Below are 15,789 nucleotides of genomic sequence, written 5' to 3' on the forward strand. Positions count from 1 at the left end.
CCGGAGGGGGTCCTGTATGCCGAACCGTCAGGAGGGCGACCGCGTCGCCCACGGCTTTCCGCACCGCGCCACCGTCGGGGCCTCGCTCACCGCGCTCTACCGGCGCCTCTCCCCCGACGGCGTACACCGCTACCCGGCGAGCGTGGCGCCCGCCGACGTGGCCCTCGGCGACGACGAGGACCTGCACCTCGGCACCCAGCGGGTCGCCCGCGCCCTCGTCCGGCACCTGCGGCTGCCCGAGGCGCGCATGGTGGTGAGTTTCCGGCCGATGGAGGACGCGGCGGCCGTGGACCTCGCGGCGGGGCCCGAGTACTTCGTGGAGCTCAACGACCGCTTCCGGACCCGCCGCCGGGACATCGGCGCGGCCCTCGCACACGAGATCACCCATGTCCTGCTGCACCGGCTCGGCCTCGGCTTCCCCGGCACCGCCGAGAACGAGATCCTCACCGACGTCGTCACCACGTACCTGGGCGCGGGCTGGCTGCTGCTCGACGCCTTCCGGCAGGACGGCGTGGAGAGCCAGAAGCTGGGCTATCTGACCCCGGAGGAGTTCGGTTACGTCCTGGCCAAACGGGCCGAGGTGTTCGGCGAGGACCCGTCACCGTGGTTCACCAGCGCGGTGGCGTACGAGGCATGGGTACGGGGCCGGGCCGAGGCCGACCGGGAACGGGCGGCGCCGCCGCTCGCCGGGGCGGGCTGGGCCGAGCGCCGGCGGTACGGCTGGGAGCGGCGCCGGGGCCGGGCCGTCGAGGGCGCCCCGTACACCTTCGAGGGCGGCGCGCCCGCGACCGGCGTCTCGTTCCCCTGCCCGGTCTGCCGGCAGCGGCTGCGGGTCCCGGCGGGGCGGGCGCTGCGGGCCCGGTGCGGGGTGTGCCTCACGGTGCTGGAGTGCGCGGGTTAGTCGTCCGCCGAGGGCTCCTCGACCAGGCTCTTGTGGAAGTGGACGTCCTCGGCGCCGCCCGGGATGCCGAGCACCCGGCCGGTCTCCACGTAGCCGTGCCGCCGGTAGAAGTCCGGGGCCTGGAAGGTGAAGGACGAGACGTTGGCGCGGTCGCAGCCGCGCCGCCGGGCCTCGTCCTCGGCCGCGCGCAGAAGCCGGCTCCCCCAGCCGTCCTCGCGGCTGTCCTCGCGGACCCACAGCATGTCGATCCCGAAGAGGCCGCTCCAGGTCCAGCCGGTGAGCCCGCCGATCAGCTCGCCGTTCTCGTCGACGGCCTTCACGGACAGTTCCCCCTGGTCCTCGGGGGTGGTGTTCGTGGCCGCGAAGTTGAACGCGTCGAGCCCCTGCTCCAGGAGCTTCGCGAGGGCGGCGTCACCGTGGCCGACGCTGAGCGTCGCGTCGTCGTGATCGTGCGTCATGCGGCCCGATTCTGGCACGGGCGTACGAACGGGCCGCGCCTCCCCGGGCGACGGGGGCGGGAATCGATTTGCGCCAGGACCGGACGGCGGGTCAGGGTCGGCCCATGAGCACGCTGTTCGACGCCATCCGTGACGGGGACGAGAACGGGGCCGTACAGGCCCTGCGGGACGGGGCCGACCCCGAGGGCCGGGCGGGCGGGGAGACCCCGCTGTACCGGGCGGCCGTCGGCAACGAGGCCGGAATCGTACGGGTGTTGCTGGCCGCCGGGGCCGACCCGGGCGGCGGCAGCGGCGAGGACGGCGATGAACTGCCGCTCTGCGGGGCGGCCGTCGGTGGGCACACCGAGGTGGTGCGGGCCCTGCTCGCGGCGGGCGCGGCGGCGGACCAGGAGGAGGAGTACGGCTTCACGGCCCTCGCCTGGGCCCTGCGGCTCGGGTACGCCGACACCGCACGGGCCCTGCTTGAGTACGGGGCCGACCCCGACCGACGGGGACCGGACGGGATCCTGCCGCTGGTGGCCGCCGCCCGGCGCGGCTCCACCGGCTGCGTACGGGCGCTGCTCGACCACGGGGCGAACTCCCGGGAGGCCGCGCTCCGGGAGGCGCGGCGCTGGATCGGCGCCGACATCGCCGCCGAGCTGCGGCGCGGGCTCGTCGCCGGGAACGAGGGTGGGCAGACGTACGAGGCGGTGGTCCGCCGGGTCCGGGAGGACGGTGGGATCACGGTCGTCGTCGAGCTGCTGCGGGAGGACGGCGCTCCGGGGCGCGGCGACGACCGCCAGACCGGGCACGCGGCGATCGCCACGCTCCTGGAGGCGGCGCTCGGACTGCACACCTCGCACGAGGAGCTGGCGGCACGGGCCCTGCGCTGCGGCGATCCGGAGCTCGACGACTGGACGACGGCGGTGGCCGAACTCGCGGGCCGGGCCGACGAGGAGACCTTCGTGGCGGCGGCCGCGTGGTGCGCGTACCGCGATCCGATGCGCCGGGCGCTGGGCGCGCGGGTGCTCGGCGCGTTGCCGGGCTTCGCGCCGAGCGCGGTCCCGGTGCTCCGGCGGCTCGCGGCGGAGGTGATGGTGGCGCCCGTTCCGGCGCGGGAGCCGGGGGCGTCGGCGCGGCAGCAGGTGCCGTCGCCGCGGGAGCCGGGGCTTTCGGTCGTGTCGGCGCGCGAGCCGGTGCTGTCGGTGGTGTCCGCGCTGGGGGCGTGCGCCGACCCGGCCGCCGTACCCGAACTGCTCGCCGCGGCCGGGCATCCCGACGCGGTCGTACGGCGGGCGGTCGCGGGGGCCCTGGCCGGGATCGTGCCGGCCGGGCACGTCGAGGCGCTCGGGGTGCTGCTCGCGCTGAGCCGGGACGGTGACGCGCGGGTGCGGGACTGGGCGACGCTCGCGCTCGCCGAACTGCCGGACGACACCCCTCTCGTACGGGAGGGGCTCGCCGAGCGGCTCGGCGACGCCGATCCGGAGACGGCGGCGGAGGCGGCGCGCGGGCTCGCGATCCGTCAGGACCCGCGCGCCGTCGACGCGCTGGCGTCGGTCCTCGCGGACGGCGATCCGGAGGGCGCGGCGCGGGAGACGGCGCTGGCCGCCCTGGAGTACGTCCACGACCCCCGGGTCAGGACCCGGCTGGAGTGGACGTTCCCGCGCCGCGGCTGACCGGACGCGCGCGGCTCGGCGGCCTTCGGACGCGCCGGCGCCCTCCGGCGGCCCCGGGGGCCGCAACCGCCTTTCCGGACGTGCTCAGCAGTCGTAGTCGATGAGGTCGAAGGTCGCGTAGTGGTCGGCGGTGTAGTAGTCCTCCGCCGTCGAGTTGCCGGTCACGATCCGGCGGGCGCCACGGGTGGAGGACCCCGGGGTCTTGACCGTGTACTCGTGGTAGTAGCCGAGCGAGTGGGACGGCAGGACGCCCTCCCGGTTCTGGAAGACGGAGCCGTCCTGGCTGTACGGGAAGGGGCCGCCCGCGTCGATCAGACGCAGGGTCGTGTAGGCCTGGCTGGGGAGGGCCGAGTAGCAGATGTCCCCGACGGCCGCGGTCGCCGCGACGGAGGCCGTGACGGTGGCGGGCGCGGGTGCCGGCGCGGCGGTGGCCGGGGCTCCGAGGGGGAGGGAGGACAGGAGGGCGGTGGCGACACCGCCGGCGAGGGTGAATCGAGGGGGGATTCGCATGGCTGAGATTTTGACGCGCGTAGATCGGGCCGTGAACCCCAACGCCCTTCAATTCGCCGGACGTTAACTCCTTGCCCGCGAACGTGGGGATCCCGTGTGCACGGCGTCACCGGGATGTTTCCCGACCCGCGCGCAGCGCACCGCCGGAGCCCTTGCGGGCCCCGGCGGTCGTCACGGACGCTCTTCGAGGACTGGTCGCGGGAGTCCACGAGCTCTACGAGGAGTTCACGACCGAGGAGCCGGCGACGATCACCCGCTTCCCGACCGGGGCGACCGAACGCCGGCGGGGCACGCGACCGAGCGCCTCACGGAGTAGCGGGCCCCGGTCAGGCCCCGTACACCGGGTGCGGCGGTTCCGCCTCCGCGAGGAGGCGCCGGGCCGTCTCCCCCGCCTCCGCCGGGGTGCGGCGCGTGCCCTTGTCCGCCGTCGGGCCCGGCCGCCAGCCCTCCATCACGGTGAGGCGGCCTCCCTCGGCCTCGAAGACCCGGCCGGTCACGCCTTCCGACGCGGCCGAGCCCAGCCACACCACCAGCGGTGACACGTCCTCGGGCAGGGCGTCGAGACCGTCGAAGACCTGCTCGGTCATCCGGGTCCTGGCGGCCGGGGCGATCGCGTTGACCTGCACGCCGTACCGGGCCAGCTCCGCCGCCGCGACGAGCGTGAGCCCGACGATCGCGGCCTTGGCCGCCGCGTAGTTGCCCTGCCCGACGCTGCCGAGGAGCCCGGCGCCCGAGGTGGTGTGGACGACCCGCGCCACCGGCGTACGCCCCGCCTTGGCCTCGGTCCGCCAGTACGCGCCCGCGTGCCGCAGCGGCAGGAAGTGGCCCTTGCCGTGGACCCGCATGACCGCGTCCCAGTCCTCCTCGTCGAGGTTCACGAGCATCCGGTCGCGGAGGAAGCCCGCGTTGCTGACGAGGGTGTCGAGCCGTCCGTACGTGTCCAGGGCGGTCGCGACGAGGGAGGCGGCGCCCTCGGTGGTCGCGATGTCGCCGCCGTGGGCGACGGCCTCGCCGCCCGCCGCCCTGATCTCCTCGACGACCGCCGCCGCCGGGCTGTCCGGCCCCGGGTGCCCGTCGAGACCGACCCCGAGGTCGTTGACGACGACCCGGGCGCCCTCGGCGGCGAACGCGAGCGCGTGCGCCCGGCCGAGTCCGCGACCCGCTCCCGTCACGATCACCACTCGCTCGTCACACAGACCCATCTCGACTCTCCTTGCTGGCGGTTGCGACGCCGACGGTCGCGGCGTGGACGGTCGCGGCGTGGACGGTCGCGACATCGGCAGTCGCGACATTGACGGTCGCGGCATCCAGGAAGGCGGGGCGCTCCCCGCCGCCGTGCACGAGGAGCGAGGCTCCCGAGATGTAGGCCGCCCGGTCGGAGGCGAGGAAGACGGCCGCCTCGCCGATCTCGTCCGGTGCGGCGAGCCGGCCCAGCGGTACGGTCCGGCCGACCGCGGCGATCCCCTCCTCGTCGCCGTAGTGGAGGTGGGACAGTTCGGTCTCCACCATGCCGAGGACCAGGGTGTTGACCCGTACGTCGGGGGCCCATTCGACGGCCATCGAGCGGGCGAGGTTCTCCAGGCCCGCCTTGGCCGCGCCGTAGGCGGCCGTGCCCGGGGAGGGCCGGGTGCCACTGACGCTGCCGATCATGACGACCGCGCCTCGCGAGGCCCGGAGGAGCGGGTGGGCGGCGAGGCTGACGGCGAGCGGGGCGGTGAGGTTGAGCTCGACCACGCGCGCGTGCCGTGCGGCCTCGCCCTCGCCGAGGAGGCGGTACGGCGTGCCGCCCGCGTTGTTGACGAGGGCGTCGAGCCGTCCGTACCGCTCGGCGAAGTCGGTGAAGAACTCCCGTACGGCGATGGGTTCCCGCAGGTCGAGGGGGTGGAACTCGGCGGTGCGGCCCGCCGCTTCGACCGGTGCGTCCGGGGGTCTGCGGGCGCAGACGGCGACCCGGGCGCCGGCCCGCAGAAAGGCGCGTGCGATGCCCGCACCGACTCCGCGGGTTCCGCCGGTGACGAGCACGACCCTCCCGTCCAGCTCCATCGGCTGCTACCTTCCTCCTCAAGAGGTTACCTAACAAACGTTTGGTGGAAAGGTAGCTGATCCACTCATGGGTGTCTGCACCTCGCGCCCCACTCCGGGCGTGGCCCTGGTCACCATCGACTTCCCGCCCGTCAACGCCCTGCCCGTCAAGGGCTGGTACGCGCTCGCCGACGCCGTCCGCACGGCGGGCCGCGACCCCGAGGTCCGCTGTGTCGTCCTCACCGCCGAGGGCCGCGGCTTCAACGCGGGCGTCGACATCAAGGAGTTGCAGCGCGACCCCGGGCACACCTCCCTGATCGGCGCCAACAGCGGCTGCGCCGAGGCCTTCGCCGCCGTGTACGAGTGCGAGGTGCCGGTCGTCGCCGCGGTCGCCGGCCACTGCCTGGGCGGCGGCATCGGGCTCGTCGGCAACGCCGACGCGATCGTCGCCGCCGAGGACGCCGTCTTCGGACTGCCCGAGCTGGACCGGGGCGCGCTCGGCGCCGCCACCCATCTGGCCCGGCTCGTGCCCCAGCACCTGATGCGGGCCCTCTACTACACCTCGCGGACCGCGACCGCCGCCGAACTGCACGCCCACGGCTCGGTGTGGAAGGTCGTCCCGCGCCCCGGGCTGCTCGACGCGGCCCTCGAACTGGCCGGGGAGATCGCCGCCAAGGACGGCAGCCTGCTCCGGCTCGCCAAGGCCGCTCTCAACGGCATCGACCCCGTGGACGTCCGGCGCAGCTACCGCTTCGAGCAGGGCTTCACCTTCGAGGCCAATCTCAGCGGGGTCGCCGACCGCGTCCGCGACACCTTCGGGAAGGAGAACTCCCCGTGAACCGGCGGACAGAGAAGACGGACAAGGTACTGACCCCCGAGGACGTCGTGGCCCGGCTGCGCTCCGGCATGACGATCGGGATCGGCGGCTGGGGCTCGCGGCGCAAGCCGATGGCCCTGGTCAGAGCGCTGCTCCGGTCCGAGATCAGCGATCTCACGGTGATCTCCTACGGTGGCCCGGACGTCGGCCTGCTCGCCGCCGCCGGCCGGATCGGACGACTCGTCGCGCCCTTCGTGACCCTGGACTCCATCCCCCTCGAACCGCACTACCGCGCCGCCCGCGAGCGCGGTGCCTTCGAACTCACCGAGCTCGACGAGGCGATGTTCATGTGGGGGCTGCACGCCGCCGCCAACCGGCTGCCCTTCCTGCCGGTACGGGCCGGTCTCGGCTCCGACGTGATGCGGGTCAACCCGGGTCTGCGGACCGTCACCTCCCCGTACGAGGACGGCGAGGAGTTCGTCGCCGTGCCCGCGCTGCGCATGGACGCCGCCCTCGTCCACGTCAACCGCGCCGACCGGCGCGGCAACGGCCAGTACCTCGGCCCCGACCCGTACTTCGACGACCTGTTCTGCGAGGCCGCCGACACGGCGTACGTCTCCTGCGAGCGGCTGGTGGAGTCCTTCGGACCGGACACCGTGCCCCAGGCCCTCCTCGTCAGCCGCCACAGCGTCACCGGCGTCGTCGAGACCCCGAACGGGGCCCACTTCACCTCCTGCGTCCCCGACCACGACCGCGACGAGCCCTTCCAGAAGCTCTACGCGACCACCCCCTGGCCCGAGTTCGCCGAGCGCTTCCTCTCGGGCAAGAGCGAGGACGACTACCAGGCGGCCGTCCAGGCCTGGCACAAGGAGCAGCGGAAGTGACGACGGACGCGACGACGGCAGTGACCAGCCGGGCCGAGTACTGCGTGATCGCCTGCGCGGAGGCCTGGCGCGACAACGGCGAGGTGCTCGCCAGCCCCATGGGCCTGATCCCCGGCTTCGGCGCCCGCCTCGCCAAGCGCACCTTCTCCCCCGACCTCCTCCTCACCGACGGCGAGGCCCTGCTCGTCGGCCTCGACGGGGAGCCCGAGGGCTGGCTGCCGTACCGCCGGCACCTCGCCATGGTCACCGGCGGCAAGCGGCACGTGATGATGGGCGCCAGCCAGATCGACCGGTACGGCAACCAGAACATCTCCTGCATCGGCGACTGGGAACGGCCCACCCGGCAGCTCCTCGGCGTACGCGGGGCGCCCGCCAACACCCTCAACAATCCTGTCAGCTACTGGATCCCCAAGCACTCGCCCCGGGTCTTCGTCGAGCGCGTCGACATGATCAGCGGCGTCGGTTACGACCACGCCGTCGGCCCCTACCACCGCCTCCCGCGGGTGGTGACGGACCTCGCCGTCCTCGACTTCGAGACGCCCGGACACGCGATGCGGCTCGCGTCCGTGCACCCGGGCGTGAGCGTCGACGAGGTCCGGGCCGCCACCGGCTTCGACCTGGTGATCGGCGACGACGTGCCGTACACCCGGGAGCCCACCGCCGACGAACTCCGGCTGATCCGCGAGGTCATCGACCCGCGCGGGCTGCGGGACCGCGAGGTCGCGCCCCGATGAGGACCCCGCTCACCGAGCTGACCGGGGTCCGCCACCCGATCGTGCAGACCGGCATGGGCTGGGTCGCCGGGCCCCGGCTGGTCTCCGCCACCGCGAACGCGGGCGCGCTCGGCGTCCTCGCCTCGGCCACGATGACGGTGGACGAGCTGCGCGCCGCCGTCCGCGAGGTGAGGTCCCGCACCGACCGGCCCTTCGGGGTGAACCTGCGCGCCGACGCGGGCGACGCCCGCGAACGGGTCCGGATCATCGTCGACGAGGGCGTCCGGGTCGCCTCCTTCGCCCTCGCGCCCTCCCGCGACCTGATCGCCGAGCTCAAGGACGCGGGGGTCGTCGTGATCCCCTCCGTCGGCGCCCGGCGGCACGCCGAGAAGGTCGCCGGCTGGGGCGCGGACGCGGTGCTCGTCCAGGGCGGCGAGGGCGGCGGCCACACCGGCGAGGTCGCGACGAGCGTCCTGCTGCCCCAGGTGGTGGACGCCGTGGACATCCCGGTGATCGCGGCGGGCGGCTTCCACGACGGACGGGGCCTGGTCGCCGCCCTCGCCCACGGGGCGGCGGGCATCGCCATGGGCACCCGCTTCCTGCTCACCTCCGACTCGACCGTGCCGGACGCGGTGAAGGCCCGCTATCTGGCCGCCACGGTCAAGGACGTCACCGTCACCACCGCCGTCGACGGGCTGCCGCACCGGATGCTCCGTACGGACCTCGTCGCGTCCCTGGAGCACGCCGGGCGGGTACGGTCCCTGGCCCGGGCCCTGCGTCGGGCGGCCGGATTCCGCAGGATCTCCGGGCTCTCGTGGCCCGCGATGATCCGCGACGGCCTGGCCATGCGCCATGGCAAGGACCTCTCGTGGAGCCAGGTCCTGCTCGCCGCGAACACCCCGATGCTGCTGCGGGCGTCCATGGTCGAGGGCCGCACCGACCTCGGGATCATGGCCGCCGGGCAGGTCGCGGGGGTGATCGAGGACCTTCCCAGCTGCCAGGAACTCGTCACCCGGATCATGACGGAGGCCGCGCAGGCCCTCCGCGCGCTTCCGCACCCCGAGGAGTAACCCACAAGCCGCACCACCCACCCTCAACACCCTTGAGCCGCAAAGGAGTCCGGCCGTGCACCTGTCTCGACGCGCTCTGCTCACCGCCACCGGCGCCACCGCCCTGCTCACCGCCCTGCCCACGGAGGCGATCGCCCGCCCCCGGTCCGCGCAGGCGCCCCCGATCCGGCAGATCCCGCTCCAGGGCGCCGTCAACGTCCGTGACCTCGGCGGCTACCCCACGTACGACGGGAGCCGGGTCCGGTACGGCCTCGCCTACCGGGGCGACCACCTCGCCAAGCTGACCGACGCCGACCTGACCACCCTCGCCGGGCTGGGCCTCGGCACCGTGGTCGACCTGCGGATCCCCCTGGAGGTCGGCTACGACGGTGCCGACCGGCTCCCGGCCGGTGCCGTCCCGGTGCCCCGGCCCGTCACCGACAACGGTCTGTTCGGGCAGCTGCTCACCGCGATCGGCTCGCGCGACCCGGTGCGGCAGGAGGAGATGCTGGGCGGCGGACGGGCCGCCGCGTTCATGCGCGAGGTGTACCGGACGTTCGTCACCGACGCCGCGAACCGGGCCGCCTTCGCGGCGACCCTGCGGGACCTGGCCGACCCCCGCCGGGGGCCGCTGCTCCTGCACTGCACCTCGGGCAAGGACCGCACCGGCTGGACCGGGTGGCTGCTGCTCACGCTCCTCGGCGTGCCCGACACCCTCGCCCGCTCGGACTACCTGGCCTCCAACACCTTCCGCGCCGCGTCCGACGCACGGGTGCGGGAGGGATTGAAAAAGGCCGGGCTCATGCAGAACCCGGCCCTGATCATTCCGCTCCAGGAGGTGCGGGCGGAGTACCTCGACACCGCCCTGGAGCAGCTGCGCTCCTCGTACGGGAGCGTGTTCCGCTACGTGTCGGACGGCCTCGGCCTGGAGTTCCGCGAGCTGCTGGCGCTGCGCGAACGGCTGGTGCCCGGGGCCTGACGCCCCCCGGTGCGGCCGGCACCGGCGCCCGCGGCGGCACCGCGTCCGCCGCCCGTGCCGGAGCCGGCACCCCGGCCACCGCCGGACGCGCGGCCCGCGCCGCCCGCGGAAGCGGCGGTGCGACCGGCGGAACCGGCGCTGCGGCCCGAGGAGCCCGCGGCGCGGCCCGAGGCCGTACCTGCGGCTCCGGAACGACCCGAGCCCGTGCCCGTACCGGCCGTGCCTCCGGCCGCGGCCGGACGGCGGCGCCGGCCGGAGGAACGGCCACCGCCGGCACCGGAGCCGGCCGGCTTGCGCGGCTGGGTCGGCTGCGGGGTCTCGACGACGACCGGGACGCCCGAGGGCTCCCGCGCGCCGGTCAGCTCGACCAGCTGCTCGTCGCTGGACTTGATCTGCGCCGTACGGGGGCTGATGCCCGCGTTCGACATCAGACGGCCCATGTCACGCTTCTGCTCGGGCAGGACCAGGGTGAAGACGCTGCCGGACTCACCGGCGCGGGCGGTGCGGCCGCCGCGGTGCAGGTAGTCCTTGTGGTCCATCGGCGGGTCGACGTTGACGACCATGTCGAGGTCGTCGACGTGGATGCCGCGCGCGGCCACGTTCGTGGCGACGAGCGTGGTGACCTGACCGCTCTTGAACTGGTCCAGGGTCCGGTTCCGCTGCGGCTGCGAACGGCCGCCGTGCAGCCCGGAGGCCCGTACGCCGTTGGCGAGGAGCCGCTTGACCAGCCGGTCCACGGACCGCTTGGTGTCCAGGAAGAGGATCGTCCGGCCGTCGCGGGCCGCGATCTTCAGCGTGACGGCCTTCTTGTCGGTCTCATCCATCACGTACAGGACGTGGTGCTCCATGGTGGTGACCGCGCCGGCCGACGGGTCGACCGAGTGCACGACCGGGTCGTCGAGGAACATCTTGACCAGCCGGTCGATGTTCCGGTCGAGGGTGGCCGAGAACAGCAGTCGCTGCCCGCCCGGCTCGACCTGCTTCAGCAGCTTCGTGACCTGCGGCAGGAAGCCCATGTCGGCCATCTGGTCGGCCTCGTCGAGGACCGTGACGGCGACCTGGTCGAGGCGGCAGTCGCCGCGGTCGATGAGGTCGTGGAGCCGGCCGGGCGTGGCGATGAGGATCTCGGCCCCGCGCCGCAGCGCGGAGGACTGCCGGCTGATCGACATGCCGCCGACGACCGTGGTGATGCGCAGCCGCAGCGCGGAGGCGTACGGCGTGAGCGCGTCGGTCACCTGCTGGGCGAGCTCGCGCGTGGGCACCAGGACGAGCGCGAGCGGCGCGCCGGGCTCGGCGCGGCGGCCGGCCGAACGGGCCAGGATCGCGAGGCCGAAGGCGAGGGTCTTGCCGGAGCCGGTACGCCCCCGGCCGAGCACGTCGCGGCCTGCCAGCGAGTTCGGGAGGGTCGCGGCCTGGATCGGGAACGGCTCCGTGACGCCCTGCTCACCCAAGGTCCGCAGCAGGCCCTCGGGCATGTCGAGGTCGGCGAAGGCGGCCACCGCGGGAAGCGCGGGCGTCACCGTCTCCGGCGGCGTGAACTCGCTCGGCGGCGGGGGCGCGGAGGGGCGGCGCCCCCCACGGGAGGCCTTCGGCTGTGACGTGGACTTCGCCTGGGCGGTGCGGGGGCTGCGCTTGTGGGGGCGTTCGGAGCGGGTCATGCGTGCCTTTCTGGCCGGTGCTCGCGGCACAGCCAGGGCCCGCACCTGCACGGTGCGGGCCCCGGCTGCTCTACCCGGAACACGCGATACGGGCCCCGGCTGTTTTCCCGGAACGCGCGAAACGAGCCCCGGATGTCTCTACCGGAACAATAGTGCGCCCCGGGACCTTCCCGCCCCGCCCGATCGATCCCCGGACGGATCAGACCAGCCCAGCGCGGTGTGACGTGGGCGACCTCACAGCCGGGTGGTGATCCACCACCGGCCCGGTCACGGCGGGGCAGTGATCCGTCACCGCCCCGCTCACCGCCTTTTGATGATCGTCACAACCGTTCGATGATCGTCACGTTCGCCTGGCCGCCGCCCTCGCACATCGTCTGGAGGCCGTAGCGGCCTCCGGTGCGTTCCAGTTCGTGGAGGAGCGTCGTCATCAGTTTCGCGCCGGTCGCGCCGAGGGGGTGGCCCAGGGCGATCGCGCCGCCGTTGACGTTGACGCGGGCGGGGTCGGCGCCGGTCTCCTTGAGCCAGGCCAGGACGACGGGCGCGAAGGCCTCGTTGATCTCGACGAGGTCGATGTCGTCGATGGTCAGGCCGGTCTTCTTGAGGGCGTGGGCGGTCGCGGGTATCGGCGCGGACAGCATCCGGATCGGGTCCTCGCCGCGCGCCGAGAGGTGGTGGACGCGGGCCCGGGGGGTGAGCCCGTGCTCCCGTACGGCCCGCTCGCTCGCGAGGAGCAGCGCCGCCGCCCCGTCGGACACCTGGGAGGAGCAGGCGGCGGTGATGGTGCCGCCCTCGACGACCGGCCGGAGCCCGGCCATCTTCTCCGCGCTGGTGTCGCGGCGCGGTCCCTCGTCGACGGTGACCTCGCCGTACGCCACGGTCTCCTGCGCGAAGCGCCCCTCGTCGATCGCCCGTAGCGCCCGCTCGTGCGAGCGGAGGGCGAATTCCTCCTGGTCACGGCGGGTGATCCGCCACTTCTCGGCGATCAGTTCGGCGCCGTGGAACTGGTTGACGGGCGCGTCGCCGTACCGGGCGCGCCAGCCCTCGCTGCCGTGGAAGGGCCCGCCGGTGAGCCCGAGGGGTTCGGCGGCCTGCCGGGAGGCGAAGGCGATGGGGATCATCGACATGTTCTGGACGCCGCCCGCGACGACCAGGTCCTGGGTGCCGGACATCACCGCCTGGGCGGCGAAATGGACGGCCTGCTGGGACGAGCCGCACTGGCGGTCGACGGTCACCCCGGGGACCTCCTCGGGGAGGCCCGCGGCCAGCCATGCCGTACGGGCGATGTCGCCGGCCTGCGGCCCGACGGTGTCGAGGCAGCCGAGGACGACGTCCTCGACGGCGGCCGGGTCGATCCCGGAGCGGGCGACGAGCTCCTTCAGGGCGTGGGCGCCGAGGTCCGCCGGGTGGACGGACGAGAGTCCGCCCCCTCGGCGCCCCACGGGTGTGCGGACCGCTTCGACGATGTAGGCCTCGGGCATGGCGTCTCCTCCGATGGGTCGGGTGGGAGGTGCGGCGCCGATGCCGGGGCCGTGCCTCCGCTACGTACGTACGGCGATTCCGTCCAGGACCATCGACAGGTACTGGCGGGCGATCTCCTCGGGGCTGTGCAGGCCGCCCGGCCGGTACCAGGACGCGGCGACCCAGACGGTGTCGCGGACGAACCGGTAGGTGAGGCGGACGTCGAGGTCGGCGCGGAAGACCCCGGCGGCGACCCCGCGCTCCAGGGTGCCGAGCCAGGCCTTCTCGAACTTGCGCTGCGAGTCGGCGAGGTAGTGGAAGCGGGGCTGGTCGGTGAGGTGCCGGGACTCCTTCTGGTAGATGGCGACGGCGGCGCGGTGCCGGTCGATCTCGCGGAAGGACTCGGTGACGAGGGCCTCGATCGTCTCGCGGGGCCCGAGTCCGGCGTCGAGGACGGCGTCGTACCCCTGCCACAGCTCGTCGAGGAACGTCGAGAGGATCTCGTCGAGCATCGACTCCTTGGAGTCGAAGTGGTAGTAGAGGCTGCCGGCGAGCATCCCGGCGGCGTCCGCGATCTTGCGGACGGTGGTGGCGTTGTACCCCTGGGCGGCGAACACCTCGGCCGCCGTGTCGAGGAGTTCACGGCGCCGCTCGGGCCCGCCGCTCACCGGGGTCTTCTTCTTGCTTGCAGTGTTCGGCACAGGTCCATTCTGGTCCTACGCGTGCTGGCTGCTGACGGAGACCGTCTCGCCGGTCATGTAGGAGGAGTAGTCGCCGGCGAGGAAGACGATGACGTTGGCGATCTCCCAGGGCTCGGCGTACCGCCCGAAGGCCTCGCGCGCGGTCAGCTCGTCGAGGAGTTCGGTGGTGGTGACCTTGGCCAGGTGGGGGTGCATGGCGAGGGACGGGGAGACGGCGTTGACGCGGACGCCGTACGCGGCGGCCTCGACGGCCGCGCAGCGGGTGAGGGCCATGACGCCGGCCTTGGCGGCGGCGTAGTGGGCCTGTCCGGCCTGGGCGCGCCAGCCGACGACGGAGGCGTTGTTGACGACGACGCCGCCGGTGCCGGACTCGCGGAAGCGGCGCAGCGCGGCGCGGGTGCAGCGGAAGGTGCCGCCGAGGGTGACGTCGAGGACCTTGTTCCACTGTTCGTCGGTCATGTCGGCGAGGTCGGCGGTGCCGCCGAGGCCGGCGTTGTTGACGAGGATGTCCAGGCGTCCGTGGAGCCGTACGGCGGTGTCGTACAGGGCCTGGACCTGGGTCTCGTCGGTGACGTCGCAGGGCTGGGAGGCGACGGAGTCCGCACCGAACTCGGCGGCGAGGGCGGTCTCGGTCTCCTTGAGGCGCCGGGTGTGGGCGTCGCTGACGAGCACGCGAGCGCCCTCTTCGAGGAAGCGGCGGGCGGTGGCGCCGCCGATCCCGGCTCCGGCGGCGGCGGTGATCACGGCGGTCCGCCCGGCGAGGAGCCCGTGCCCCTTCACGTAGGGCGGTGCTGGGGTACGGGTCATGGGCGCGGCTCCTTCGGGAGGCCGAGCACCCGCTCGGCGATGATGTTCCGCTGGATCTCGCTGGACCCGGCGTAGACGGTGTCGGCGCGGGAGAAGAGGAACAGCCGCTGCCAGTCGTCGAGTTCGTACGGGGCTCCGGCGGCGAGCGTGGCGGCGGGGCCGCAGACCTCCAGGGCGAGTTCGCCGAGGTCGCGGTGCCAGTGGGACCAGTACAGCTTGGCGGCGGAGGGGTCGGTGCCGCGCAGGGCGCCGGCGCGCAGGGCTTCGAGGCCGGCCCAGGCGCGGGTGAGGCGGTCGCGGATGTCGGGGTCGGTGGCGGCGCCGTTGCGGCGGGCGAGGGCGACGAGGGCGTCGAGTTCGCGGCGGAAGCCGACCTGCTGGCCGAGGGTGGAGACGCCGCGTTCGTAGCCGAGGGTGGCCATGGCGATCCGCCAGCCGTCGCCGGGCGCGCCGACGACGTTCGCCGCGTCCGTCGTGGCCCCGTCGAAGAAGACCTCGTTGAACTCGCTGGTGCCGGTGAGCTGCACGATGGGCCGGATCTCGACGCCGGGCCGGTCGAGGGGGACGAGGAGGTAGGAGAGCCCGGCGTGGCGCCGGGACCCCGGCTCCGGGCGCGGCTCCGTGCGGGCCAGGACGAAGCACCACTGGGACTCGTGGGCGAGGGAGGTCCAGATCTTCTGCCCGTTCACCACCCACCGGCCGTCCCGGAGGGTCGCGCGGGTGCGGACGGCGGCGAGGTCGGAGCCTGCGCCGGGTTCGCTGTAGCCCTGGCACCAGAGTTCCTCGACGGCGCGGATCGGGGGCAGGAAGCGGGCCTTCTGCTCCTCGGTGCCGTGGTCGATGAGGGTGGGGCCGAGGAGCTGTTCGCCGATGTGGTTGACGCGGGCGGGGGCGTCGGCGAGGGCGTACTCCTCGTGGAAGGCGATCTGTTCCTCGATGCTCGCGCCGCGCCCGCCGTACTCCTTCGGCCAGCCGACACAGGTCCAGCCGTGGGCGGCCAAGTGCCGCTCCCAGGCGAGGCGTTCGGCGAAGGCCTCGTGCTCGCGGCCGGGTCCGCCGCGCCCTTTGAGGGTGGCGAAGGAGCCGCTGAGGTGGGTCTTCAGCCAGCCCCGTATCTCGGCCCGGAACTCCTCGACGCTGCTCATGGCCGTACGTTAACCTACCAAACACTTGTTAG

General features: G+C 73.9%; 16 protein-coding genes. 7 read left to right on the forward strand and 9 right to left on the reverse strand.

Annotation, left to right across the window (positions count from 1 at the left end; genetic code table 11):
* Positions 1–16: 16 nt before the first annotated feature.
* The gene (locus tag OG514_RS03530; RefSeq protein ID WP_266890710.1) at positions 17–901 is read left to right on the forward strand and encodes a hypothetical protein; all 885 of its coding nucleotides are present in this window, start codon (positions 17–19) and stop codon (positions 899–901) included.
* Here the strand turns inward: OG514_RS03530 and OG514_RS03535 are convergent.
* A complete protein-coding gene (locus OG514_RS03535; RefSeq protein ID WP_266890712.1) occupies positions 898–1,359 on the reverse strand; it encodes a GNAT family N-acetyltransferase in 462 nt (153 codons plus the stop codon). The genes OG514_RS03530 and OG514_RS03535 overlap by 4 nt on opposite strands.
* A gap of 104 nt (positions 1,360–1,463) precedes the next feature.
* On the opposite strand from OG514_RS03535, the gene OG514_RS03540 reads away from it, so the two are divergent.
* On the forward strand, positions 1,464–3,014 hold the full coding sequence (locus OG514_RS03540) for an ankyrin repeat domain-containing protein (RefSeq protein WP_266890714.1): 1,551 nt from the start codon (positions 1,464–1,466) through the stop codon (positions 3,012–3,014).
* 84 nt (positions 3,015–3,098) lie between these two features.
* Here the strand turns inward: OG514_RS03540 and OG514_RS03545 are convergent, their stop codons facing one another.
* The 3 genes from OG514_RS03545 to OG514_RS03555 form a co-directional block, all read right to left on the reverse strand.
* A complete protein-coding gene (locus OG514_RS03545; protein ID WP_266890716.1) occupies positions 3,099–3,524 on the reverse strand; it encodes a ribonuclease domain-containing protein in 426 nt (141 codons plus the stop codon).
* A gap of 326 nt (positions 3,525–3,850) precedes the next feature.
* Positions 3,851–4,726: an SDR family oxidoreductase gene (locus OG514_RS03550; protein ID WP_266890718.1), complete on the reverse strand. Its 876-nt coding sequence runs from the start codon at positions 4,724–4,726 to the stop codon at positions 3,851–3,853.
* The gene (locus OG514_RS03555; RefSeq protein WP_266890720.1) at positions 4,713–5,567 is read right to left on the reverse strand and encodes an SDR family oxidoreductase; all 855 of its coding nucleotides are present in this window, start codon (positions 5,565–5,567) and stop codon (positions 4,713–4,715) included. Before OG514_RS03555 ends, OG514_RS03550 begins: the two co-directional genes overlap by 14 nt.
* A gap of 67 nt (positions 5,568–5,634) precedes the next feature.
* On the opposite strand from OG514_RS03555, the gene OG514_RS03560 reads away from it, so the two are divergent.
* From OG514_RS03560 to OG514_RS03580, 5 genes are read left to right on the forward strand one after another with little or no spacing between them, the layout of a single operon-like run.
* Complete coding sequence (locus tag OG514_RS03560) at positions 5,635–6,384, forward strand: enoyl-CoA hydratase family protein (RefSeq protein ID WP_266890722.1); 750 nt, start codon at positions 5,635–5,637, stop codon at positions 6,382–6,384.
* Positions 6,381–7,247, forward strand: coding sequence for a CoA transferase subunit A (locus OG514_RS03565; RefSeq protein ID WP_266890724.1), 867 nt, complete (start codon positions 6,381–6,383; stop codon positions 7,245–7,247). The genes OG514_RS03560 and OG514_RS03565 overlap by 4 nt, the downstream gene beginning before the upstream one ends.
* Complete coding sequence (locus OG514_RS03570) at positions 7,244–7,981, forward strand: CoA-transferase subunit beta (RefSeq protein WP_266890726.1); 738 nt, start codon at positions 7,244–7,246, stop codon at positions 7,979–7,981. The genes OG514_RS03565 and OG514_RS03570 overlap by 4 nt, the downstream gene beginning before the upstream one ends.
* Entirely contained in the window at positions 7,978–9,030 is a 1,053-nt protein-coding gene (locus OG514_RS03575; RefSeq protein ID WP_266890728.1) for a nitronate monooxygenase family protein, read from the forward strand. Before OG514_RS03570 ends, OG514_RS03575 begins: the two co-directional genes overlap by 4 nt.
* A 55-nt stretch (positions 9,031–9,085) precedes the next feature.
* Entirely contained in the window at positions 9,086–9,988 is a 903-nt protein-coding gene (locus OG514_RS03580; RefSeq protein ID WP_266890730.1) for a tyrosine-protein phosphatase, read from the forward strand.
* Here the strand turns inward: OG514_RS03580 and OG514_RS03585 are convergent.
* The 5 genes from OG514_RS03585 to OG514_RS03605 all read right to left on the reverse strand — a co-directional run bounded on the left by OG514_RS03585 (position 9,913) and on the right by OG514_RS03605 (position 15,757).
* Positions 9,913–11,646 (reverse strand): DEAD/DEAH box helicase, encoded by a 1,734-nt coding sequence (locus OG514_RS03585; protein WP_266890731.1) that lies wholly within the window; start codon positions 11,644–11,646, stop codon positions 9,913–9,915. The two genes, OG514_RS03580 and OG514_RS03585, sit on opposite strands and share 76 nt — an antisense overlap.
* A 320-nt stretch (positions 11,647–11,966) precedes the next feature.
* Positions 11,967–13,124: an acetyl-CoA C-acetyltransferase gene (locus OG514_RS03590; protein WP_266890732.1), complete on the reverse strand. Its 1,158-nt coding sequence runs from the start codon at positions 13,122–13,124 to the stop codon at positions 11,967–11,969.
* Between the two features lie 60 nt (positions 13,125–13,184).
* Positions 13,185–13,805 carry a TetR/AcrR family transcriptional regulator gene (locus OG514_RS03595; protein ID WP_266890733.1) on the reverse strand — a complete coding sequence of 207 codons (621 nt, stop codon included), beginning with the start codon at positions 13,803–13,805 and terminating at the stop codon, positions 13,185–13,187.
* Positions 13,806–13,820: 15 nt separating this feature from the next.
* The gene (locus OG514_RS03600; RefSeq protein WP_266890734.1) at positions 13,821–14,612 is read right to left on the reverse strand and encodes an SDR family oxidoreductase; all 792 of its coding nucleotides are present in this window, start codon (positions 14,610–14,612) and stop codon (positions 13,821–13,823) included.
* A complete protein-coding gene (locus OG514_RS03605; RefSeq protein ID WP_266890736.1) occupies positions 14,609–15,757 on the reverse strand; it encodes an acyl-CoA dehydrogenase family protein in 1,149 nt (382 codons plus the stop codon). The genes OG514_RS03600 and OG514_RS03605 overlap by 4 nt, the downstream gene beginning before the upstream one ends.
* Positions 15,758–15,789 lie beyond the last annotated feature (32 nt).

The organism is Streptomyces sp. NBC_00572, assembly GCF_026341815.1.
Taxonomy (GTDB): Bacteria; Actinomycetota; Actinomycetes; order Streptomycetales; family Streptomycetaceae; genus Streptomyces.